This window comes from Demequina rhizosphaerae, assembly GCF_000971255.1.
GTDB classification, from domain to species: Bacteria; Actinomycetota; Actinomycetes; order Actinomycetales; family Demequinaceae; genus Demequina; species Demequina rhizosphaerae.
This window is the reverse complement of record NZ_BBMC01000011.1, coordinates 21,650-43,087: the sequence shown is the minus strand read 5'-3', so window position 1 is coordinate 43,087 and position 21,438 is coordinate 21,650. Positions and strand designations below refer to the sequence as shown.

Here is a 21,438-nt window from a genome sequence, read left to right as displayed (position 1 = left end):
CTTACTTGATACCGGTGACCTTGAGGCGCGTGAGGTCCTGACGGTGACCAATGCGCTTCCGGTAGCCGGTCTTGTTCTTGTACTTGAGGATGTCGATCTTCGGGCCGCGCTCGTCGCGCACGACCTCGGCCGTCACCTTGACCTTGGCCAGCGCCTTCGCGTCGGCGGTGACCTTGTCACCGTCGACGAGCAGCACCGGCGCGAGCTCGACGGTCGAACCGGCGTCAGCCTTCAGACGGTCGACCACGACGATGTCGCCCACGGAGACCTTCTCCTGGCGGCCACCAGCCTTCACAATCGCGTACACCATGATCTATTCCTCGTGAAACTCGTTGTTGTACCCCGCGAGGGGTCAGATTTCCTGCCGCAGCCGCTCCCCAGAGGGCGCAGGCAGGGCCTCAGCGCTCGGCGCGCCGACGTACAAATGTACCCGCTCGACCCACCACGGGTCAAACCGGGAGTGTCGCGCACCCCTGCCCTCCCGGCGCTGCGCACGGAATGACCGTGGCATGCCGACGGGACGGGGCACCGACGTGATTCTACCCGGTGCGTCGGTGCGGCACCCGTGCTCCCCGTCCCGGGTGGACGATGCGGGACGGAGACCTCTCCACGCACGTGAGGCGCTGCTCCACGCGAGGACCCGGATGTGCACGTCGCCACGGCCGCGTCCGGCCGCATACGGGCGGTCAGGGCGAGGCGTGCGTGGAGAGGTCTCCGGGGATCGGACGCGGATCTCGTCCGGAGACGCGTCGAGGCGCGCCGTACGGCGCGCCTCGAACACGAGCTGCTGTCGTCTCAGCCCTGCGCGGAGCCCTCGGGCTGCTGCTCCTCGGCGGCGGGCGCCTCGTCCGCGGCGGGCTTCTCGTCCGCGTCGGGCTCGGGCAGCACGATCGGCACGTCGATGACCATCTCGGCGTCGCCCGCGTCGGTCACGACCTCGTCGTGGTCCTCGTGGTGGTGCGCCTTCTCGGCCGCCGCGGCGATCGAGGCGAGGGTCGCCTTGACGGCCGCCCGGGCCTCCTCACGGTCGTCGAGCGCGTGGGTCTCGCCCTGCACCGGGGTGTGCGCGTGCGCGTCCTTCTCGGGCTCGGGCTTCTCCTGCGGGGCCTTCTCCTGCTGCTGCTGGTTCTGACCCTTGCCCTGCTGCTGGTTCTGGCCCTTGTTCTGCTGGCCGCCGCGCGAACCGCGCGAGCGACGGTTCTCGGGCTGCTTCTCGCTCGCCTCGGCGACGGGCTCGCCGTGGACGAGGAAGCCGCGGCCCTTGCAGTGGTCGCAGGTCTCCGAGAACGCCTCGACCAGGCCCTGGCCCACGCGCTTGCGGGTCATCTGCACGAGGCCGAGCGACGTGACCTCGGCCACCTGGTGCTTGGTGCGGTCGCGGCCCAGGCACTCGATGAGCCGGCGCAGCACGCGGTCGCGGTTGGCCTCGAGCAGCATGTCGACGAAGTCGATGACGATGATGCCGCCGATGTCGCGCAGCCGCAGCTGGCGCACGATCTCCTCGGCCGCCTCGAGGTTGTTGAGCGTCATCGTCTCCTCGAGCGTGCCGCCCTTGCCGACGAACTTGCCCGTGTTGACGTCGATGACGGTCATCGCCTCGGTGCGGTCGATGACGAGCGAGCCGCCCGAGGGCAGCCAGACCTTGCGGTCCATGCCCTTGGCGAGCTGCTCGTCGATGCGGGACTCCGCGAACACGTCGCGGTCGCCCGTGAACTTGTGCAGGCGCGGCATGAGGTCGGGGGCGACCTGGCCGACGTACATCGACAGCGAGTTCCACGTGTCGTCGCCCTGGATGGTGAGCGAGTCGAAGTCCTCGTTGAAGATGTCGCGGACCACGCGGATCGCCATGTCGGGCTCGCCGCGCAGCAGCTTCGGAGCCTTGGTGCCGGGCTTGGACTCGTCGAGGATGGTCTGCCACTGGCGCTTGAGACGCTCGACGTCCGCGCGCAGCTCCTCCTCCGAGGCGCCCTCGGCCGCGGTGCGGACGATGACGCCCGCGTCGGAGGGGATGACCTCGCGGAGCAGCTTCTTGAGACGGTTGCGCTCGGTGTCGGGCAGCTTGCGGCTGATGCCGGTGACGCCGCCGCCGGGCACGTACACGAGGAAGCGGCCGGCGAGCGAGATCTGCGACGTGACGCGGGCGCCCTTGTGGCCGATGGGGTCCTTGGTGACCTGCACCATGACGGTGTCGCCCGGCTTGAGCGCGAGCTCGATGCGCTTGGCCTTGCCCTCGAGGCCGGCGGCGTCCCAGTTGACCTCGCCCGCGTACAGCACGGCGTTGCGGCCGCGACCGATGTCGACGAACGCGGCCTCCATGCCGGGCAGCACGTTCTGGACGCGGCCCAGGTAGACGTTGCCCGCCATCGACTGCTGCGCCTGGTGGGACACGTAGTGCTCGACCAGCACGTCGTCCTCGAGCACGGCGATCTGGACACGGCCGTCCTTCTCACGCACCACCATGGAGCGCTTGACGGACTCGCGGCGGGCGAGGAACTCGGCCTCGGAGATCACGGGGCGGCGGCGCTGGCCGTCGCGGGAGTCGCGGCGGCGCTGACGCTTCGCCTGGAGGCGGGTCGAGCCCTGGAGCTGGTCGTCGCCCGACGAGGAGCCGCTGCCCGAGCCCGAGCCGGAGCCCGAGCGGGAGCCGCGGCTACGGCGGCGGCGACGGCGCGAGCCGCCCTCGCCGTCGGAGTCGTCCGACTGCTCGTCGCCCTCGGCGGAGCCGCCGGCCTCGGTGGGCGCCTCGTCGGCCTTGCCGGCGTCCGCGTCCGACGGGGCCTCGGGCTCGCCGCCCTCGGTCGGCTCGGCGCCGTCCGTGGGCTTCTTCTTGCCGCGGCCGCGTCCGCCGCGGCGGCGGCGACGACGGGCCGAGCCGCCCTCGGAGTCGTCGCCCTCGGCGTCCTCGGACTGCTCGGAGGGCTCGGCGGGCTTCTCGGCCTCGTCCGCGGGCTGCTCGGGCTTGCCGTCCGAGGTGGCGCGGCGGCGCTGCTTCGGCGCGGGCTTGCCGCCCTCGTCCTCGGCCGGCCTGTCCTGCTTCTTGTCCTGCTTGTCCGCCGCCTTCTTGTCCGCGGCCGCCTCGGCGTCCTGCGGCTTCTTGGCCTTCTTCTTGCCGCCCGAGCGCTTGGCCTTGGGGGCCTCGTCCGCGGGCCGCTCGTCGGCGGGCGCGGGCGCCTCGGGTGCCGAGAAGGGGGAGGCGGGCGGCGGGGTCGCGGACGCCGGCGGGCCGGCGGGCGCGGAGGCGCGGCGCGAGCGGGTGGGCTCGGGCGCCTGGAAGATCGGGGCGGAGACGGTGGTCTCGGGTGCTGCGGTGCTTTCCTCGCTCAAGGCGGGTACCTCGAATCGGGACCGTCCACACACGGTCCCGACCTCATCGTCGTTCGCGGCTCACGATCCGTGGCCACGGAAGTCTGCTGGTCGCGGCGGACAGCGGCGATCTCGAGCGCCCATCCCCGTTTTCTCCGCTCGCGGCCTGTAGGCCTGCGGGATCGGTCGGGACTGGCAGCTGCGTCCTCGCTGCGTCTGTCGCGCGGTTGGCACCCGGTGTGGCTGGGCACCTGACCTATGGGACATTGTGTCACAGCGGCCTGCGAAAGCGGGAAACCACCCCTCTGCGGGGCGCGTCGCGGGGCCGTGGGGGGCCGCCGCAACCGTGCTGGTCCGATGCGCAGTCGTGACCTCGACAGGGACCTAGGTCCTGGTGCGTGAAAACGCGCGCCCGAGTAGTTTTCCCCTTAGAACACCTAGGAGGTCCCCGTCCCATGGAAGCTCTCGAGCTTGCACGGTGGCAGTTCGGCATCACGACCGTCTACCACTTCATCCTCGTCCCCCTGACGATCGGCCTGTCCGTCCTCGTCGCGATCATGCAGACCGCATGGGTGCGCACCGGGAAGGAGAAGTGGCTGCGTCTGACCAAGTTCTACGGCAAGCTGCTGCTCATCAACTTCGCGCTCGGCGTCGCCACCGGCATCGTGCAGGAGTTCCAGTTCGGCATGAACTGGTCCGAGTACTCGCGCTTCGTCGGGGACGTCTTCGGCGCCCCGCTCGCGATGGAGGCGCTGCTCGCGTTCTTCCTCGAGTCGACGTTCCTGGGCCTGTGGATCTTCGGCTGGGACCGGCTGCCCAAGAAGCTGCACCTGCTCACGGTGTGGTGCTTCTCGATCGGCACCGTGCTGTCCGCGTACTTCATCATCGCGGCGAACTCGTGGATGCAGCACCCGGTCGGCGCGGAGTACAACGCCGAGACCGGCCGCGCCGAGATGAACGACATCGTGGCGGTGCTGACGAACAACACCACCCTGGTGGCGTTCCCGCACGTCATCGCGACGGCGTTCCTCGTCGCCGGCACGTTCGTCAGCGGCATCGCCGTGTACTGGATGGTCCGCAAGCACCGCGAGGACGCGCAGCACAAGGACATCGGCATGTACCGCACCGCCGCGCGCTTCGGCGCGGGCGTGATGATCCTCTCGGGCCTCGCGGTGATCATCACCGGCGACCTCCAGGCGAAGCTCATGTTCGAGCAGCAGCCGATCAAGATGGCCGCCGCCGAGGGCCTCGTCCACTCCGAGCAGCCCGCGCCGTTCTCGATCCTCGCGATCGGCAACCTGGCGGGCGACGACCCCGACTCGGTGACGCACCTCATCGAGATCCCCGGCCTGCTGTCGTACATGGCGACCGGCGACTGGAACGCGGAGATCGACGGGCTCGAGGAGCTCCAGGAGCAGTACGCGGAGCGCTACGGCGCGACCACGCCGGACGGCGAGGAGATCGAGTACCGCCCGAACCTCGCGGTGACGTACTGGTCCTTCCGCCTCATGATCGGCCTCGCGGCCTTCTCCGCGGCCCTCGCGCTCGGCATCTTCTGGTTCACCCGGAAGAAGCGCACCGAGCTGCCGGGGTGGATGAAGACGCTCGCGCTCGTGTCCCTGCCGATGCCCTACCTCGCGGCGAGCTTCGGCTGGATCTTCACGGAGATGGGACGCCAGCCCTTCGTGGTCGCGCCGAACCCGACCGGGTCCGACCAGATCATGCTCATGACGATGTTCGGGTACTCGAGCTCGGTGAGCGCCGGCGAGGTGCTCACCTCGATGATCACGTTCACGGTGGTGTACGCCATCCTCGGCGTCTTCTGGTTCCGCCTCATCCAGCGCTACGCCGTCGAGGGCGCGCCGGAGGTGGCCGAGCCCGTGGTCCGCAAGGACGACGACCAGTCCACGCCGCTGTCGTTCGCGTACTAAGGAGTCCCCGCTCATGGATCTCGCACTCGTCTGGTTCATCCTCATCGCGGTCCTGTGGACCGGCTACCTCGTGCTCGAGGGCTTCGACTTCGGCGTCGGCATGCTCATGCCGATCATCGGAAGGTCCAACAAGGGGCGCCGCGTGGTGCTCAACACCATCGGGCCCGTGTGGGACGGCAACGAGGTGTGGCTGCTCACCGCGGGCGGCGCGACCTTCGCCGCGTTCCCCGAGTGGTACGCCACGATGTTCTCCGGCTTCTACCTGCCGCTCCTGCTCATCCTGCTCGCGCTGATCGTGCGCGCGGTCGCCATCGAGTACCGCGGCAAGATCAACGACGAGACGTGGCGCGGCCGCTGGGACTGGGTCATCATCGGCTCCGCGTGGGTCCCCGCGATCCTGTGGGGCGTCGCGTTCGCCAACCTGGTCCGCGGCGTCAACCTCGACGCCGACCACCAGTACGTGGGCAACTTCTTCGACCTGCTCAGCCCGTTCGCCCTCCTCGGCGGCGCGGTGACCCTCGCGATCTTCCTGTCGCACGGCGCGATCTTCCTGTCGCTCAAGACCGACGGCGAGATCCGCGAGCGCTCCGAGGCCTTCGCCCGCAAGGCGTCGCTCGCGGCCGTCGCGGTCGCCGGCGTGTGGGCCGTGTGGGCGCAGCTGGCCTACTCGCGCAACACGTGGACCTGGGCGGCCGTCGCCCTCGCCGCGGTCGCGCTGGTCGGCGCGTGGTTCTCGACCCTCCGGGGCCGCTTCGGCTGGGCGTTCATCGCCAACGCCGTCGCGATCGTCGGCGCGGTGGTGCTGATCTTCGGCGCGATGTACCCGAACGTGATGCCGGCGATCGACGAGGCGAACTCGCTCACCATCGACAACGCCTCCTCGACCGACTACACGCTCACGGTCATGACGTGGGTCGCGGTCATCATGACCCCGGTCGTGCTCGCGTACCAGTCGTGGACCTACTGGGTGTTCCGGAAGCGCCTGTCGATGGAGCACATCCCGGAGCACAACGAGCTGACCTTCATGAAGGGCTGACCCGCTCGATGAAGCCTCTCGATCCGCGGCTCGTCCGCAGGATCGGCCCGGCCCGCCGCCACATCCTCGTGACGGCGGGCCTGGGCTTTGTCACGGCACTGCTCATCCTCGTGCAGGCCCTGGTCATCGCCCGCCTCCTCGCGCCGGTCCTCTCCCCCGTCCCCCTCGCCGACGACGGCCTCCACTGGTGGGGCCGCATCGTCCCCGAGGGTGCCCGCACCCTCGCGACGGGCCTCACCGTCCTCGCGGCCGTCGTGGCCGCCCGCACCGCCGTCGCGTGGCTCCAGGAGCGCCTCGCGCACCGCGCCGGCGTCCGCGTGATCTCGCAGCTGCGCGAGATGGTCGTCGACCACGTCGCCACCCGCGGCCCGCGCTGGTCCGCCGGCGGCCGCACCGCGGAGGTCGCCACCCTCGTCACCCGCGGGCTCGACGACCTGCTGCCGTACTTCGTGCGCTACCTCCCCCAGCTCGCCCTCGCCGTCACCGTCACGCCGGTGATGCTCGTCGTGGTGCTGGGCCTCGACTGGCTGTCCGCCGTCATCGTGCTCGTCACGCTGCCCCTCGTGCCGATGTTCATGATCCTCGTCGGGCTGGTGACGCAGGAGCGCTCCGCCAAGCACCTCGAGGCGATGCAGCGCCTGGGCGCCCGCACCCTCGACCTCATCGAGGGCCTGCCCACGCTCAAGGCCCTGGGCCGCGAGCGGGGCCCCGCGGCCCGCGTGCGCGAGCTCGGCGACGCGCAGCGCCGCGCCACGATGGGCTCGCTGCGGGTCGCGTTCCTCTCGGGCATGGTGCTCGAGCTCCTCACGACGCTGGCCGTCGCGATCGTGGCCGTCACCATGGGCTTCCGGCTCATCGCCGGCGAGATCGGCATCGAGACAGCCCTCGCGGTGCTCGTCCTGGCGCCCGAGGTCTACCTGCCGCTGCGCAACGTCGGCACCCACTTCCACGCCTCCGCGGACGGCCTCGCGGCCGCCGATGCCGCGTTCACGCTGCTCGACGAGAAGGACCCGGCACGTGCCCGCCGGTCGCTGGGCGCCGCCCCTGACGTGCGCGGCCGCGCGATCGAGGTGACCGGCCTCGCCGTCGCCACCCCCGACGGCACGCGCCTCGCCCCCGCCGCGCTCGGCCTCGTCGCGGCTCCCGGCGCCGTCACGGCGCTGCGCGGCCCCAACGGCGAGGGCAAGTCCACCGCGCTGCTCGCGCTCACCGGCCTGCTCGCGCCCGACGCGGGCACCGTCGCCGTGGGCGGCGACCCCGTGCTGACGGACGATGCGGCGGTCGACGAGGCCTCGTGGCTCGCCCAGGTGGCGTGGGTGCCGCAGCGCCCCGACCTGGGCCCCGCCGGCCGCACCCTGTCGCTGGGCCAGCGTCAGCGGCGCGCGCTCGACCGGGCGTTCGACTCGGGACGTCCGCTCGTCCTGCTCGACGAGCCCACCTCGCACCTCGACCGCGCCTCCCGCGCCGAGGTGATCGCACGCATGCGGGCGCTCGCCGACGCGGGCGCGACCGTCGTCGTCGCGACCCACGAGGCCGAGGTCCTCGAGGCCGCCGACGCGGTCGTCGAGGTCACCGCCGCCCGCGCGGAGGTGGCGCCATGAGCCGCCGGGACGCCTCCGACCTCGCCCTGCTGCGCGCGGCGATCCGCGACACCGGCGTGCGCCGGTGGGCGATCGTGCGGGCGATCCTCGCGGGCACCATGGCCCTCGGCTCCGCGGTCGGCCTCGCCGCGGTCGCGGCGTGGCTCATCGCCAAGGCCGCGCAGATGCCGTCGCCCGCCGACGTCGCCCTGGCCGCGACCGTGGTGCGCTTCTTCGGCATCTCTCGCGGCGTGTTCCGGTACCTCGAGCGGCTCGCGTCGCACGATGCGGCGCTCCGGGGCGTCGTGACGCTGCGGGAGCGCGCGTACGACCGGCTCGCGCGCTCGGGCGCCCGCACCGTGCTGGGGCTGCGTCGCGGCGACATCGTCGCGCGCATGGGCGCCGACCTCGACGCGATCGGCGACGCCGTGGTGCGCGCGATCATCCCGCTCGGGGTCGCCGTGACCGTGTCCGCGATCTCGGTCGCCATCGTCGCCTTCCTGCTGCCGCTCGCGGGCCTCGCGCTGGCCGTGTGCCTCGTGCTCGCGGGCGTGGTGCCGGCGATCCTCACGGCCCGCTCCGCGCGCATCGCGGCGGTGGCCGGGGCACGCGCGCACGCCGAGGTGTCGGCGGCCGCGCTGTCCGCGATGGACGGCGCGACCGAGCACCGCGTGTGGGGCACGCTCGACGACGCCGCCGCGGCGCTGCGCGGCGCCGACCGCGACGCCGAGCACGCGCACGAGCTCGCCGCCCGGCCCGCGGCCTGGGCCGCCGGCTTCCAGGCGCTGTTCTCGGGCCTCGCGCTCGTCGCGCTGGTCGCCCTCGGCGTCCTCGCGGTGCAGCGGGGCGACCTGGACGGCCCGAGCGCCGCCGTGGTCGCGCTGCTCCCCCTCGCCGCCTTCGAGGCCGTCGGGGCGGTGCCGGCCGCGATCATGCAGTACTTCCGCTCGGCCGCCGCCGCGCGACGCCTCGCGGAGATGGTCGACGAGACGCCCGCCGACGAGGCGACCGGGCCGCGCGAGGTGCCCGCCGCATCGTCCCTCGCGCTCGACGCCCTCAGCGTCGCGTGGCCGGGCATGGAGCCCACCCCGCCCGTGAGCGCCCGGGTCGACCCGGGCCAGGTGCTCGCGGTCGTCGGCCGCTCGGGGGTGGGCAAGACCACGCTGCTCACCACGATCGCGGGCGCGCTGCCGCCCGCCGCGGGCGCCGTCACGCTCGACGGAAGGCCGTCCTCGCCCGCCGACACGGGCACGGTGGTCGCGATGACCGCCGAGGACGCGCACGTGTTCGGGACCACCGTGCTCGAGAACCTCCGCGTCGCGCGCGGCGACGTCACCGAGGACGAGGCGTGGGACGCGCTCACGCTCGTCGGGCTCGACGGCTGGGTGCGCGGTCTGCCCGCGGGCCTGGCGACCGAGCTGGGCGCGGGCGGGCGGTCGGTGTCCGGCGGCGAGAGGCGCCGGCTGCTGCTCGCGCGGGCCGGTCTGGCGCCCGCGCCGGTGGCGCTCGTGGACGAGCCCGCGGAGCATCTCGACGACGCCGGAGCCGACGCGCTGCGGGCGTTCGTGACACGGATGCGGGCGCAGGGCCGTACGGTGGTGCTCGTCACCCACGACCTCTCGCTCCTCGACCTTGCGGACTCGGTGGTGAGCCTCGATGACTGAACCTGCCCCCCGGAAGGAGTCGCGCTTGTCGGACGCGATGACCGACGCGATCGTCTCGCTCAACCTCGAGCTCGATCTCGCCCACACGCTCGACATGTTCCTCACGGCGCTGATCGACCAGACCGGCGCGAAGTACGCCGCGATCAACGTGCTCGACGAGGAGGGCATCAGCGTCGAATTCCACTACAAGGGCATCCCGTCCGGCGTGTGGGAGCACATCCAGCGCGCACCCAACGCGGTGGGCGTGCTGGGGCAGATCCCCGACGAGGGCACGCTCGTGCTCGCGGACCTCACGCAGCACCCGGCGTTCCAGGGCATGCCGAGGCACCACCCGCCGATGGGGTCCTTCCTCGGCACGGCGCTCAAGGTCCGCGGCAGCGTGTTCGGCTACCTCTACCTCGCGAGCAAGCCCGGCGAGTTCACGGCGGACGACGAGGCCGCGGTCGAGGCGCTCGCCGCCGCCGCGTCCGTCGCGATCGACAACGCGCAGCTGTACCAGAAGGCGCTCGCGCGCGAGCGTTGGCTGACCGCCTCGCAGGACATCACCACGGCCCTGCTGGCGGACCCTGGCGACGAGGACGTCTTCGAGACCATCGTCGAGTCCGCGAAGGACCTCGCGGGCGCCATCAACGCCGCACTCGTGCTGCCCGGCGTCGACGGCAGCTGGACGATGGAGATCACGTCCGGGCCCCGCGGGCCCGAGCTGCTGGGCCTCGAGCTGCCGGCCGAGGGCCGCGCGATCGAGGTGATCCGCTCGGGCCAGGGCGTGACGTCGACCGAGCCGCCGGGCTCGATCGTGCTCGACGCGGTCCAGTCCTTCGGGCCCACGATGTACGCCCCCCTGAGCGCCGAGCACCGTCCCGTCGGCCTGCTCATGCTGTGGCGCGACCGCGGCATGGCGTCCTTCACCGCCGAGGACCTCGAGATCGCGCAGCGCTTCGCGACGCAGGCCGCGATGGCTCTGTCCGTCGCCGAGCTCTCGCACGTGAAGAGCAAGACGACGCTGCTCGAGGAGCGCCAGCGCCTCGCCGACGACCTCCACGACTTCGTCTCGCAGGAGCTCTTCGCGACCGCGATGCAGCTCGAGGCGGTCGCCCACGACGTCGAGCCGCGCCTCGCGGCGCGGCTCATGCGCACCCTCGATCACGTCAAGCGCGCGCAGCACGAGGTCCGCGGCGTCATGAGCTCGCTCGCGGGGCAGCGCACGTCCGAGCCCATCTCGGAGCGCATCCGCCGCGAGATCGTCATGGCGACGGACTCGATGGGCTTCGCGCCGCGCGTCAAGGTCGACTGGGCGGAGGTGTCGCACGCGATCGCGGGAGAGCCGTCGCTGTCGGACGACGTCGTCGCGGTGGTCCGCGAGATGCTGTCGAACGTCGCGCGCCACTCGGAGGCCACGTCCGTCTACATGGAGATCTCGGGCGCCGACCGCCGGCTCGTGGTGTCCGTGGTGGACGACGGGATCGGGCCCGGCGGCGCGACCAACCGCCACTCCGGCACGTCGAACCTCGCGAACCGCGCGCTGCGCCGCAACGGCACCTTCACGCTCGCGCCGTCGCGCCCGGGCGTGCCCCGGCCCGGCACGGTCGCGGAGTGGAACGTGGAGGCCGCGGGCTGAGCCCTGCCGCTAGCCGCGGAAGGAGTGCGCGCGCTTCGCGGTCGCCCACGCGACCACCTGCGTGCGGCGCTGCAGGCCCATCTTGGCGAGCACGCTCGTGACGTGGTTCTTCACGGTCTTCTCGGCGATGCCGAGCTTCTCCGCGATCTCGCGGTTCGCGAGGCCCGCGCCGACGAGGTCGAGCACGCGGCGCTCCATCGGGGTGAGGCGCGCGACCACGTCGTCCTCGTGCACCGAGATGTGCTGGCCGTGCTCGCGGCCGCTCGCGGCGTCGCGGACGGCCTTGAGGACCTCGTGCGAGTCGGCGGTCTTGGCGAGGAACACGTCCGCGCCGGCGTTGCGGGCGGCGGCACGCGCCTCGTCGTCGTCGTAGCTGGTGAGCACGACGATGTGGGTCTCGGGCAGCTTCGCGCGCACGTGGTTGATCACGTCGAGGCCGGTGCCGTCGGGCAGGCGCAGGTCGGACAGGATCACCTGGGGGCGCACCGCCTCGGCGCGGCGCACGGCCTGGGCGACGGTCGAGGCCTCGGCCACGACGGCGATGCCGTCCGCACGCTCGAGGATGTCGCAGATGCCACGGCGGACGACCTCGTGGTCGTCGAGGACCAGCACGGTGATGTCAGACATAAGGAGAATGCTACCCCGGTCCTAGGACCCGGGACCCTTGCGACGCGCGCTCCACCGGCGCTGGCAGCGGGGGCACCAGTGGGTCGAGCGCCCGCCGATCGTCTCCCGGCGCAGCGGCGAGCCGCAGCGGGTGCACGGCTCGCCAGCGCGGCCATACGCCTCGAGCGAGCGCGAGAAGTAGCCGGACTCGCCGTTGACGTTGACGTACAGCGCGTCGAAGGACGTGCCGCCCTGGGCGAGGGCGCGGCCCATCACCTCCCGGGCGGCGTCCAGCAGCGTGCGCGCGGACGATGCGGTGACGGCGTGCGCGGGACGCTCGGGGTGGACGCGAGCGAGCCACAGCGCCTCGTCCGCGTAGATGTTGCCCAGGCCGCTGACGACCGTCTGGTCGAGCAGCACCTGCTTGATGCCGCGGCTGCCGCGCCGCAGCGCCCGCGCGGCCGCCGCATCGTCCAGCGCGGGATCGAGCGCGTCGCGGCCGATGTGCGCGACCGAGGCCGGCAGGAGCGGCAGCGGGGTGCCCTGTCCCCCGGGCCCGCCGTCGGGCGTGGGGACGAGCGGCTCGACGTGCAGGTAGCCGAACGTGCGCTGGTCGAGGAAGTCGAGGGTGAGATCGGGGCCGGCGAGCGTGAGCCGCGCGCGGCAGTGGCGGTGCGGCTCGGGGACGTCGCTGTGGACGCGGAACTGGCCGGACATGCCCAGGTGCGCGGACAGCGCGAGGAGGGGCGCATCGTCCCCGGGCTCGGGCGCGAGCTCGGCCCACAGGAACTTGCCGCGCCTCACCCAGCGCGACAGCGCGAGGCCCTGGACCTCGGCGGCGAACTCGGCCGGGCCGCCGGGGAGGAGGCGGACGCACGAGTCGCGGAGGACGTCCGCGCGCACGATGCGGGCGCCGGTGACGAGCGAGGAGAGGCCGAGACGGACGGTCTCGACCTCGGGAAGCTCAGGCAAGGGCGGGCCCGGGCATCACGCCTCGGTGAGGACGGCGTACGCCTCCGCGGCGGCATCCTGCTCGGCGTGCTTCTTGGCGGTGCCGGTGCCGCTGCCCTTGGGCTCGCCCGCGATGAGGACGGTGGCGGTGAAGCGGCGCGCGTGGTCGGGGCCCTCGCCGACGACCTCGTAGACGGGGCTGCCGAGGCCGCGCTCGGCGCAGGCCTCCTGCAGCGACGTCTTCCAGTCGAGGGCGACGCCGGAGGTGGCGGCCGCCTCGAGGCTGGGGCCGACGAGCCGGAGGACGACCTCGCGGGCGGTGTCGATGCCGTGCGTGAGGTAGACGGCGCCGAGGATCGCCTCGAAGGCGTCGCAGAGGATCGAGTCCTTGTCGTTGCCGCCCGTGGCCTTCTCGCCCTTGCCCAGCAGGATGCAGGGCCCCAGGCCGATGTCGCGCGCGACGATCGCGAGGGCACGCTGCGAGACGCAGGCGGCCCGCATCTTCGCGAGCTCGCCCTCGGGGAGGTCGGGGTGCGCGTGGTAGAGGCGGTCCGTCACGACGATGCCGAGGACGGAGTCGCCCAGAAACTCCAAACGCTCGTTCGTCGGGAGGCCTCCGGCCTCGTAGGCGAACGAGCGGTGGGTGAGCGCGAGCACCAGCAGGTCGGGGTCCACGTGGACACCCAACCTGCTGATCAGGGCGTCAGCTGCCTGCTGCCCTGGAATGCTCATGCTCGTACTTCACGCCGTGAGGCGTGGTGCCTCAGCCAGCGTGCTCGGTGCGCAGCGCCTCGACGTACTGGCGCCCGTTGTAGGCACCGCACGACGGGCACGCGGTGTGCTGCAGCTTGTCGGCCTTGCACTGGGGGCACGTCGAAAGGTTGGCAGCGGTCGTCTTCCACTGCGAGCGACGTGCACGCGTGTTGCTGCGCGACATCTTGCGCTTCGGAACAGCCACGGCTAACTCTCTTTCTCGTCGGTCAAACTCTTCAGGGCGGCCCACCTCGGGTCCAGCACCTCATGCGCGTGATCCGGGTCGTCCGCGAGCCGTGCACCGCACTGGTCGCACAGCCCCGGGCAGTCCGGGTCACACAGGGGCGTGAACGGGAGGCTCGTCACCACCGCGTCTCGCACCACCTCTTCGAGCTCGAGGTTCTCACCGTCGAACTCGAAGACGTCCTCCGAGCCCTCCTCCTCGCCAGCGGTGCGCGAGTCGGGGTACTCGAACAGTCCTTGGACCGGAGCGGCGATCTCTTGCCGCACCTCGTCCAGGCACCGTCCGCACTCCCCGATCGCCGTCCCATTGACGGTTCCGGAGACCCAGATGCCCTCCTGCACGGATTCGAGGCTCAGCTCGAGCCTCACCTCCGCACCTTCGGGCACTGCGATCAGATCGGTGCCGAGGACCGCGGGGGCCGGGAAGACCTCGGAGACAAGCCTCTGCGCACCCGGGCGCCGCACGATGTCTCGAACTGAGAAGGTGTACGGCGAGGGTGCAGGGCGTGAAGTGTGAGCCACACGCGCCTCCTGGTCGTTCCGGTCCGCGGGGACCTCGGCCCGCACCTGTCGGCAGGGCCAGCCCACAACTGTACGCGATGCGGGCGGATTCGGCCAACTCATCGAGCCGGCCGAGGCTCCATTCTCGCACGCGCGTGAGGCCGCCCTCGCCCGCATGGGTAGATGGTGGTCGGTTTCCGGGGGTTCCGGCGCCTCATGGGTGGCTCATTGTCGGTGCGCCGCTCGGCCGCTCCGCCTGCCGGCCTCCCCGCACGCCGGCCTCCCCGCACGCCGGCCTCCGCGCCGCGCGACTCCGCGTCGCTTCGGCTCGCCGGAGCGACCACCATCTACCCATGCGGCGCGCGGAGCCCGCGGAACCGACCATGAGCTACCCATTGCGGGCGGGCCGGGGCGCGGCGCGCGAGGAGCCCTCAGCCGGCGCGCTCGGCCGCGAGGGCCGCCCCGACCGCGTCCACGACGCCGTCGGGCACGTAGCGGCCGATCGCGCCGCCGTGGCGGGCGACGTCGCGCACGAGCGACGAGGCGACGTGGCTGAGCGCGTTGTCACCCGTGATGAAGACCGTCTCGATGCCGGTGAGAGAGCGGTTCATGAGCGCCATGGGCCGCTCGTAGTCGTAGTCCGCGCCGCCGCGCAGGCCCTTGACGATCACGCCGGCGCCGATGCCCTTGCAGAAGTCCACGAGGAGCCCCTCGACCGGGACCACCTCGACGCCGTCGAGCGGCTCGGTCGCGCGCTTCGCGAGCGCCACGCGGGTCTCGAGGTCGAGCAGCGGCGTCTTGGTCGAGTTGTGGGCGACGGCGATGACGACCTTGGAGAACATCGAGCGCGCCCTCGTCGCGATGTCGACGTGACCCCAGGTCACCGGGTCGAAGGAGCCGGGGAAGACTGCCGTTGTCATGGCTCGACGCTACCGCCGTCCGCATCGTCGTCCAACTCCGGGGCCGCGCGACGCGCGTAGTGGATCGCGGTCTCGCCGTAGGCCTTCGACGCGACCGGCACGAGCGAGGCGGGCCACGGCGCGGCGCCCGCGCGCGACGCCCATTCGAGCACCACGAGCCCGCCGGGCACGAGCCTCTCCCCCACGGACTCGAGCACCGCGGCGAGCTCGCCGGGTGCGATGTCGTAGGGAGGGTCGAGCAGGATGACGTCCCACGGCTCGCCGTCGCGCGACAGGAAGGGGCGCACGCGCTCCTTGACCACCCGCGCGTCCTGACCGGCGGAGAGGTCGCGGGCGTTCGAGCGCAGCACACCCACCGCGCGCGCGTCCGCCTCGACGAGCGTCGCATGCGCGGCCCCGCGGCTGAGCGCCTCGAAGCCGAGCGCGCCCGAGCCCGCGAACAGGTCCAGCACGCGTGCCCCGCGCAGGTGGTCGCCGTGGTCGAGGCGGCTGAACACCGCCTCGCGGACGCGGTCGGTCGTGGGACGGGTGCCGCGGGGCGGCACCGCGATGCGGCGACCTCCCCAGCGGCCCGCGATGATCCTGGTCACGCCCCCAGCCTAGGGGTCACGCCTCGATGCGGCGGAGGACCTCCAGGCACGCTCGGGCGTTGTGGTACGGGCACTTCCAGGGCCCCATCTTGAGGTCGCCGGTGCCGCCGGACAGCGGCCGGTTGTCGGGACCGAGGCGCGCGAACCACTCGCCGTTCGCGTGATCCTTGACGTGGGTCTCGATGAAGTCCCAGGTCTTGATCGCGGCGCGGCGGTCCTCGGCGCGGCCGCCGAGCTGGAAGGCGTTGAGCCAGCCCACGACCCCCTCGGCCTGCGGCCACCAGTGGCGGTCGAGGTCTGTCGGGCCGTCCGGGGTGCCGGCGTACAGGACCGCGCCGTCGGCGTCGACGCCGCGTGCGCGGACCGCCTCGGCCAGGCCCAGAGAGGCCTCGCGGGTGCGCCATTCGAGGTCGGCGTCCGCGACGCCGTGCCGAGCGAGCACCTCCCACGCGTCCCACAGGAGCCACGAGGTCTCGATGTCGTGGCCGTAGGAGACGCCGTCGGAGCACGGGTCCCAGGACTCGTCGAAGTACAGCCGGCAGTGCGCGAACGGCGCGTCCGCGACGATGCAGTCGAGCGTGGTCCGCAGCAGCGTCTCGAGCGACTCGCGCACGGCGAGGTCGGCCGAGGTGCGCAGCAGCTCGGCGAGCCCCTCGAGCACGTGGAGGTTGGTGTTCATCGACTTCGGCACGTCGGGGTCGAGCTCCGACAGCGCGAGCCGCGACGTCGCCGACCAGTCGCGCGCGAGCGCCTCGACGTAGCCGCCGAACTCGAGGTCGCGGGCCGAGGCGTCGAGCGCACCCGCGAGCCACAGCGCCCGGTCGAGCGCCTCCTCGTCGCCGGCGACCCGGGCCCAACGGGCGAGACCGTAGATCGTGAAGGCCTGCGCGTAGACCTGCTTGCGGTCGTCGAGCACCGCGCCGTCGGCGCCGAGCGACCAGAAGACGCCGCCGTGCTGCGGGTCCCACATGGGGCCGACGAGGACGTCGAGGGCGCGGCGCGCGGTCGCGAGGTGGCGCTCCCGCTCGGCGGGGAGCGCCTCGGCCGCGGCCGAGAAGGTCCACAGGATGCGGGCGGCCAGCACCGCGTGGCGGGGCAGGTCGTCGAGGTAGTCGAGATCGTCGCTGACGCCGCCGCGGAGGGTCCCGTCCTCGGCGAAGGCGTGCGCCTCCCAGAAGGGCAGGATCCCGCTGGACAGCTCGCGCTCGGCGAGGTCGCGGAGCGCGGACAGCTGACGATCGGCGCTGATGGCTTCCGTCATACGCAGAACTGTAAACGCTCTCAGCCGGGACCTCGCAAGGCTTGTTCGGACCCGGCACGGCTGCCAGGGCGGATGCCCCGCACCCCGCCACGGGCCCGCGATCGCGGCGGCCCGAATGCTAGGGCTCGAACGTCTCGAACGGCGCGAGGATCTCGAGCAGCAGCGCCCGCGCGGCGACGCGGATGCCGGGCGCCTCGGACTCGCGCGGCCCCGCCACGTCGAGGCTCGGCGGCGTCCCGGGCACCTCCGCGAGCAGCTCCGCAAGCGTGTCGCGCGCGGCCTTGGCGCCCTCGAGGGGCCGGCGCAGGTCGATCGGCACGATCGCGGTGGGCCGGTCCAGCCGCTCCGCGGCGCGCAGCGTGATGCCCGTGCCGGGCGACGTCGAGCCCTCGGTGACGATGACGAGCACCGCGCCGGCCTCGCGCACGTTGAGCGCGGTGCGCTCCGCCGGATCCCGCGAGAGCGTCTCGCGCAGCACGGGGTACAGCGCGCGCACGCCGGGCGCGGTCGGCATGTCCTCGGCCCACCCGCCGGCGGGGCACCAGCCGCCGTACTCGAGCCCCAGCTCGGCCGCGGCCTCCAGCGCGGCTCGATCCACGCCGCTCTGGCCGCCGGACACGATCCGGAGGCCGCGCGACGCGTCGAGGCGACGCGTCACGATCGCGATAGGAAGTCCTCGCGCTCGTCGTCCAGCATGTCGGCGATCGTATCCGCGAGGGCGGGGTGCGCGCCCAGCGAGGGGTCGTCGGCGACCAGCGCCGCCGCCTCGGCCCGCGCCTCCTCGATCAGCCCGGCGTCGCGCACCACGCGCAGCAGGCGCAGCGAGTTGCGGCCGCCGGACTGGGCCGCGCCCAGCACGTCGCCCTCGCGCCGCAGCTCGAGGTCCTTCTCGGCGAGCTCGAAGCCGTCCGCGGTGGCCGCGAGCGCGGCGAGGCGCTCGTGCGCGACGGTGCCGTCCTCGGCGTGCGACACCAGCAGGCACAGGCTCGCGCGGTCGCCTCGCCCGACGCGGCCGCGCAGCTGATGCAGCTGGGAGATGCCGAAGTGCTGGGCGTCGAGGACGACCATCGCGGTCGCCTCGGGCACGTCGACGCCGACCTCGATCACCGTGGTCGCGACGAGGACGGGCGCCTCGCCCGACGCGAAGCGCCGCATCGCCGTGTCCTTCTCGTCGGAGGACAGCCGCCCGTGCATCACGCCGACGTCGAGACCGGCGAGCGCGGGGGTGGTCCGCAGCGCCTCGGCCACCTCGAGGACCGCCGCGAGCGGCGGGCGGGACGATGCGTCGCCCCCGGCCGCCGCATCGTCCTCCTCGAGCGCGTCGAGCGGGACGTCCTCGGCCTCCTCCTCGGTGTCGCCGTCGATGCGCGGGCAGACGACGTATGCGCGGCCGCCGTTGTCGACCTCCTCGCGCACGCGGGACCACACGCGCTGGACCCACGAGGCGTTGCCGGCCGGGACGAGATGTGTGACCGTCTCCTGGCGGCCGGCGGGCCGGTCGCTCAGCACCGAGGTCTCGAGGTCGCCGAACACGGTCATGGCGACCGTGCGCGGGATCGGCGTCGCGGTCATGACGAGGGTGTGCGGCACGCGCTCGCCGCGGGCCCGCAGCGCGTCGCGCTGCTCGACGCCGAACCGGTGCTGCTCGTCGACCACGACCAGGCCGAGGTCCGCGAACTGCACCGTGTCGCTCAGCAGCGCGTGCGTGCCGACCACGATGCCGGCGGCCCCCGAGGCGGCCTCCGCGAGCGCGGCGCGGCGCTCGCGCGAGCCCTGCGAACCGGTGAGCAGCGTGACGCGGGTGGCGTCGTCGGCGGCGGTGAGCATGCCGCCGTCGGCGAGCGGGCCGAGCAGCGCGCGCAGCGACCGCGCGTGCTGGGCCGCGAGCACCTCGGTGGGCGCGAGCAGGGCGGCCTGTCCCCCGGCGTCCACCACCTGGAGCATGGCGCGCAGCGCGACCACCGTCTTGCCCGCGCCGACGTCGCCCTGGAGCAACCGCAGCATCGGGGTGTCCCGCGCGAGGTCGGCGGCGATCGACTCGCCCACCGCCACCTGGCCGGCGGTGAGGTCGTACGGGAGCCGCTCGTCGAGCGCCTCCACGAGACCGCCGGGGCGCGCCGGGCGCGGGACCGCCGACAGCGCGTCGTGGTCCGCGCGGCGCCTCGCGAGCGCCGTCTGGAGGACGAGCGCCTCCTCGAAGCGCAGGCGCGCGCGCCCGCGCCGGTGGTCTGCGTCGGACTCGGGGACGTGCACGAGCCGCAGCGCCTCGAGCAGCGTCGGCAGGCCCCGGCGCGCGCGGATCTCCTCCGGGATGGGGTCGGGCACGTCCGCCTCGACGAGCGGGTCGAGGACGGCCCGCACGGCGCGGCCGATGCGCCACGTGGGCACCGCGGCCGCCGCCGGATAGAGCGGGATCGGACGGGACGCCTCGGCGAGGGCCTCGTCCTCGTCGGCCGCGTCGACTCCGACGATGAGGTAGTCGGGGTGGGTGAGCTGGCGGCGCCCGCGGTAGTCGCCCACCGTGCCGGTGAACAGCCCGCGCCTTCCCGGGCGCAGCTTGTCCTCGTGCATGCGCAGCACGCCGGCACGCTTGGCGAAGAACATGAGCTGGAGGCTGTCGCGGCCGTCGGTGACGACCGCCTCGAGCATCGCGCCGCCGCGCGAGCGCATCTGCCGGACGGTCGCGGTGCGGACCTCGGCCATCACGGTGACGTGCTCGCCCTGCCGCAGCTCCGCGAGCGGCGTGAACTCGCCGGGCGCGCCGTAGCGGCGCGGGTAGTGGCGCAGGAGGTCGCCGACGGTCTCGAGCCCGAGCTTGCCCAGCGATCCCGCCGTGCGGGCGCCCAGCACCTTCGTCAACGGCTCCTCGAGGCGGCCGGTCATGCGGGCGCGGACTCCACGCCGATGAGGATGGGCGGCCACTCCTGGCCTCCCGGGTACACGGCGACGTCGGCGCCCGGCGAGCGCGCCTCGATCGAGAGGCGGGCCTCGTCGCCCACCGCGTCGTCGATGCCGCGCGCGAGCACGAGCGTCACCACCTCGGTGCGGGAGCCGACGAGCACGTCGAGGTCCTCGTCGAGCGCGTCGCCGGTGCTCTGCCCGACGGTGGTCGCCGCGACCGCCTCGCGCATGAGCGCCGCCACGTCCTCTCCAGGGGTGGCGAGCGCCGAGGCGGCGACGGCGGCGATGACGTGCGCCTCGTGCGAGGCCTCGATGACGACGAGCCGGGGCTTGCCGCGCTTGTCCGCGAGGGCGCGCGCGGTCGCGAGCAGCGACGGGTTGCCCGCCACCACGATGGCCTCGGCCCCGGAGGCGTCCCGCACGGCGCGGTTGAGGTCGCGCTTGCGCAGCGACGAGGGCTCCGGCACCACGAGCACGACGGCGCCCGCGTCGGCGAGAGGCTCCGCGAGGCCCGGGCAGGTGGTGAGCGCGACCACGCCGGTCGCGGCCCGGTCGTGGACCATGCTCAGGGTGATCGAGCGGACGACGATCTGGTGGGCGTCGAGGCCCTCGGCGATCGTGACCGCACGCGCCGGATGATCGGTGTGGACGTGCGCCTGGATGAGGCCGTGCGCGCTCGTCACGGTGACGGAGTCGCCGATCTCGCCGAGGCTCTCGACCACGCCGGCACGGGCGTCCTCCTCGCGCTCGGCGACGAACATCACCTCGTAGGCGCCGCCATCCTCCTCGCCGTGCGCGGGGTGGCCCGGCTGCACGACGTGGTGGTGGCGGCCCGGCAGCTCCCATGCGACCGCGGGATGGTCGACGAGGGCGTCCTTGCCGGCGATGGCCTCGGCGAGCATCTCGAGCTGGAGCACGAGCGCAGCGGCGCCCGCGTCGACCACGCCCGCGGCGCGGGCGCTCGGGAGCTGCTCGGTGGTGCGCGCGAGGCCCTGACGCGCGCCGTCGACGGCCGCGACGATGACCTCCTCGCGGGTGCCGCCGGACGTCGCGACCCCGTTGGCGGCGCGGGCCGCGGCCCGGGCGACCGTGAGGATCGTTCCCTCGACCGGCGCGCCGACCGCGGCGTAGGCGGCCTCCGCGGCGCGGCCGAGCGCGAGCGACAGCCCGCGGGCGTCCACGCTCTCGAGGCCGCCCTTGGCGTCGATCACCCGCAGCAGCGCGCTGAGGTACTGGCTGACGATCACCCCGGAGTTGCCGCGCGCGCCCATGAGGGCGCCACGGGCGAAGGCCGCGGCGACGTCACGATGGGACGCGTCGGCGGGCAGGCGCGCGATCGCGCGGTTGCCCTCCTGGAGGGTGAGGAAGACGTTGGTGCCGGTGTCCGAGTCCGCGACGGGGAAGACGTTGATGGCGTCGAGGTGGCCACGCGAGCGGTGGACGGCGTCGAGCCCGGAGCCCAGCCAGCGGCGCAGCGCATGCGCTTCGCTCACGGGTCACCTCCGGCACTGGAACGGCTCCGACTCGCCGCTCGCGTACTATCGTGTCACGGCCCGCCGACAGCGTCGGCATCCCGCCCA

The 21,438-nt window shown here is 73.2% G+C and carries 18 protein-coding genes; 5 read left to right on the top strand and 13 right to left on the bottom strand.

Going from position 1 to position 21,438, the window contains the following annotated elements:
• Position 1: 1 nt before the first annotated feature.
• Positions 2-310, bottom strand: coding sequence for a 50S ribosomal protein L21 (rplU, locus tag AOM07_RS13485; protein WP_062314688.1), 309 nt, complete (start codon positions 308-310; stop codon positions 2-4).
• Positions 311-795: 485 nt separating this feature from the next.
• Positions 796-3,324 carry an Rne/Rng family ribonuclease gene (locus AOM07_RS13480; RefSeq protein ID WP_062314685.1) on the bottom strand — a complete coding sequence of 843 codons (2,529 nt, stop codon included), beginning with the start codon at positions 3,322-3,324 and terminating at the stop codon, positions 796-798.
• A 434-nt stretch (positions 3,325-3,758) separates the two neighbouring features.
• Here AOM07_RS13480 and AOM07_RS13475 point away from each other — a divergent pair, with 434 nt between their 5' ends.
• From AOM07_RS13475 to AOM07_RS13455, 5 genes are read left to right on the top strand one after another with little or no spacing between them, the layout of a single operon-like run.
• Positions 3,759-5,234, top strand: coding sequence for a cytochrome ubiquinol oxidase subunit I (locus AOM07_RS13475; protein WP_062314683.1), 1,476 nt, complete (start codon positions 3,759-3,761; stop codon positions 5,232-5,234).
• Between the two features lie 13 nt (positions 5,235-5,247).
• A complete protein-coding gene (gene cydB / locus AOM07_RS13470; RefSeq protein ID WP_062314680.1) occupies positions 5,248-6,270 on the top strand; it encodes a cytochrome d ubiquinol oxidase subunit II in 1,023 nt (340 codons plus the stop codon).
• A gap of 8 nt (positions 6,271-6,278) precedes the next feature.
• On the top strand, positions 6,279-7,871 hold the full coding sequence (locus AOM07_RS13465; protein ID WP_062314678.1) for an ABC transporter ATP-binding protein/permease: 1,593 nt from the start codon (positions 6,279-6,281) through the stop codon (positions 7,869-7,871).
• Positions 7,868-9,514 carry a thiol reductant ABC exporter subunit CydC gene (cydC, locus tag AOM07_RS13460; protein ID WP_062314675.1) on the top strand — a complete coding sequence of 549 codons (1,647 nt, stop codon included), beginning with the start codon at positions 7,868-7,870 and terminating at the stop codon, positions 9,512-9,514. The genes AOM07_RS13465 and cydC overlap by 4 nt, the downstream gene beginning before the upstream one ends.
• 25 nt (positions 9,515-9,539) lie before the next feature.
• Positions 9,540-11,132, top strand: a complete 1,593-nt coding sequence (locus tag AOM07_RS13455; RefSeq protein ID WP_062314673.1) for a GAF domain-containing sensor histidine kinase — start codon at positions 9,540-9,542, stop codon at positions 11,130-11,132.
• Between the two features lie 9 nt (positions 11,133-11,141).
• Here the strand turns inward: AOM07_RS13455 and AOM07_RS13450 are convergent, their stop codons facing one another.
• From AOM07_RS13450 to AOM07_RS13400, 11 genes are all read right to left on the bottom strand, one after another.
• Positions 11,142-11,759, bottom strand: coding sequence for a response regulator (locus tag AOM07_RS13450; RefSeq protein ID WP_062299823.1), 618 nt, complete (start codon positions 11,757-11,759; stop codon positions 11,142-11,144).
• 21 nt (positions 11,760-11,780) lie between these two features.
• A complete protein-coding gene (gene mutM / locus AOM07_RS13445) occupies positions 11,781-12,710 on the bottom strand; it encodes a bifunctional DNA-formamidopyrimidine glycosylase/DNA-(apurinic or apyrimidinic site) lyase (RefSeq protein ID WP_062314670.1) in 930 nt (309 codons plus the stop codon).
• A 15-nt stretch (positions 12,711-12,725) separates the two neighbouring features.
• On the bottom strand, positions 12,726-13,421 hold the full coding sequence (rnc, locus tag AOM07_RS13440; protein WP_062314668.1) for a ribonuclease III: 696 nt from the start codon (positions 13,419-13,421) through the stop codon (positions 12,726-12,728).
• Between the two features lie 31 nt (positions 13,422-13,452).
• Positions 13,453-13,647, bottom strand: coding sequence for a 50S ribosomal protein L32 (gene rpmF / locus AOM07_RS13435; protein WP_042216516.1), 195 nt, complete (start codon positions 13,645-13,647; stop codon positions 13,453-13,455).
• Positions 13,648-13,649: 2 nt separating this feature from the next.
• Entirely contained in the window at positions 13,650-14,054 is a 405-nt protein-coding gene (locus tag AOM07_RS13430; RefSeq protein ID WP_369401230.1) for a YceD family protein, read from the bottom strand.
• Positions 14,055-14,617: 563 nt separating this feature from the next.
• Positions 14,618-15,106 (bottom strand): pantetheine-phosphate adenylyltransferase, encoded by a 489-nt coding sequence (coaD, locus tag AOM07_RS13425; RefSeq protein ID WP_062314666.1) that lies wholly within the window; start codon positions 15,104-15,106, stop codon positions 14,618-14,620.
• The gene (gene rsmD / locus AOM07_RS13420; protein ID WP_062314664.1) at positions 15,103-15,696 is read right to left on the bottom strand and encodes a 16S rRNA (guanine(966)-N(2))-methyltransferase RsmD; all 594 of its coding nucleotides are present in this window, start codon (positions 15,694-15,696) and stop codon (positions 15,103-15,105) included. The genes coaD and rsmD overlap by 4 nt, the downstream gene beginning before the upstream one ends.
• 16 nt (positions 15,697-15,712) lie before the next feature.
• Positions 15,713-16,957, bottom strand: coding sequence for an AGE family epimerase/isomerase (locus AOM07_RS13415; protein ID WP_062314662.1), 1,245 nt, complete (start codon positions 16,955-16,957; stop codon positions 15,713-15,715).
• A gap of 118 nt (positions 16,958-17,075) precedes the next feature.
• Positions 17,076-17,615 (bottom strand): YpsA SLOG family protein, encoded by a 540-nt coding sequence (locus AOM07_RS13410; protein WP_062314660.1) that lies wholly within the window; start codon positions 17,613-17,615, stop codon positions 17,076-17,078.
• On the bottom strand, positions 17,612-19,840 hold the full coding sequence (locus AOM07_RS13405) for an ATP-dependent DNA helicase RecG (RefSeq protein WP_062314657.1): 2,229 nt from the start codon (positions 19,838-19,840) through the stop codon (positions 17,612-17,614). Before AOM07_RS13405 ends, AOM07_RS13410 begins: the two co-directional genes overlap by 4 nt.
• Complete coding sequence (locus AOM07_RS13400; protein WP_062314656.1) at positions 19,837-21,351, bottom strand: DAK2 domain-containing protein; 1,515 nt, start codon at positions 21,349-21,351, stop codon at positions 19,837-19,839. Before AOM07_RS13400 ends, AOM07_RS13405 begins: the two co-directional genes overlap by 4 nt.
• Positions 21,352-21,438: the final 87 nt, after the last annotated feature.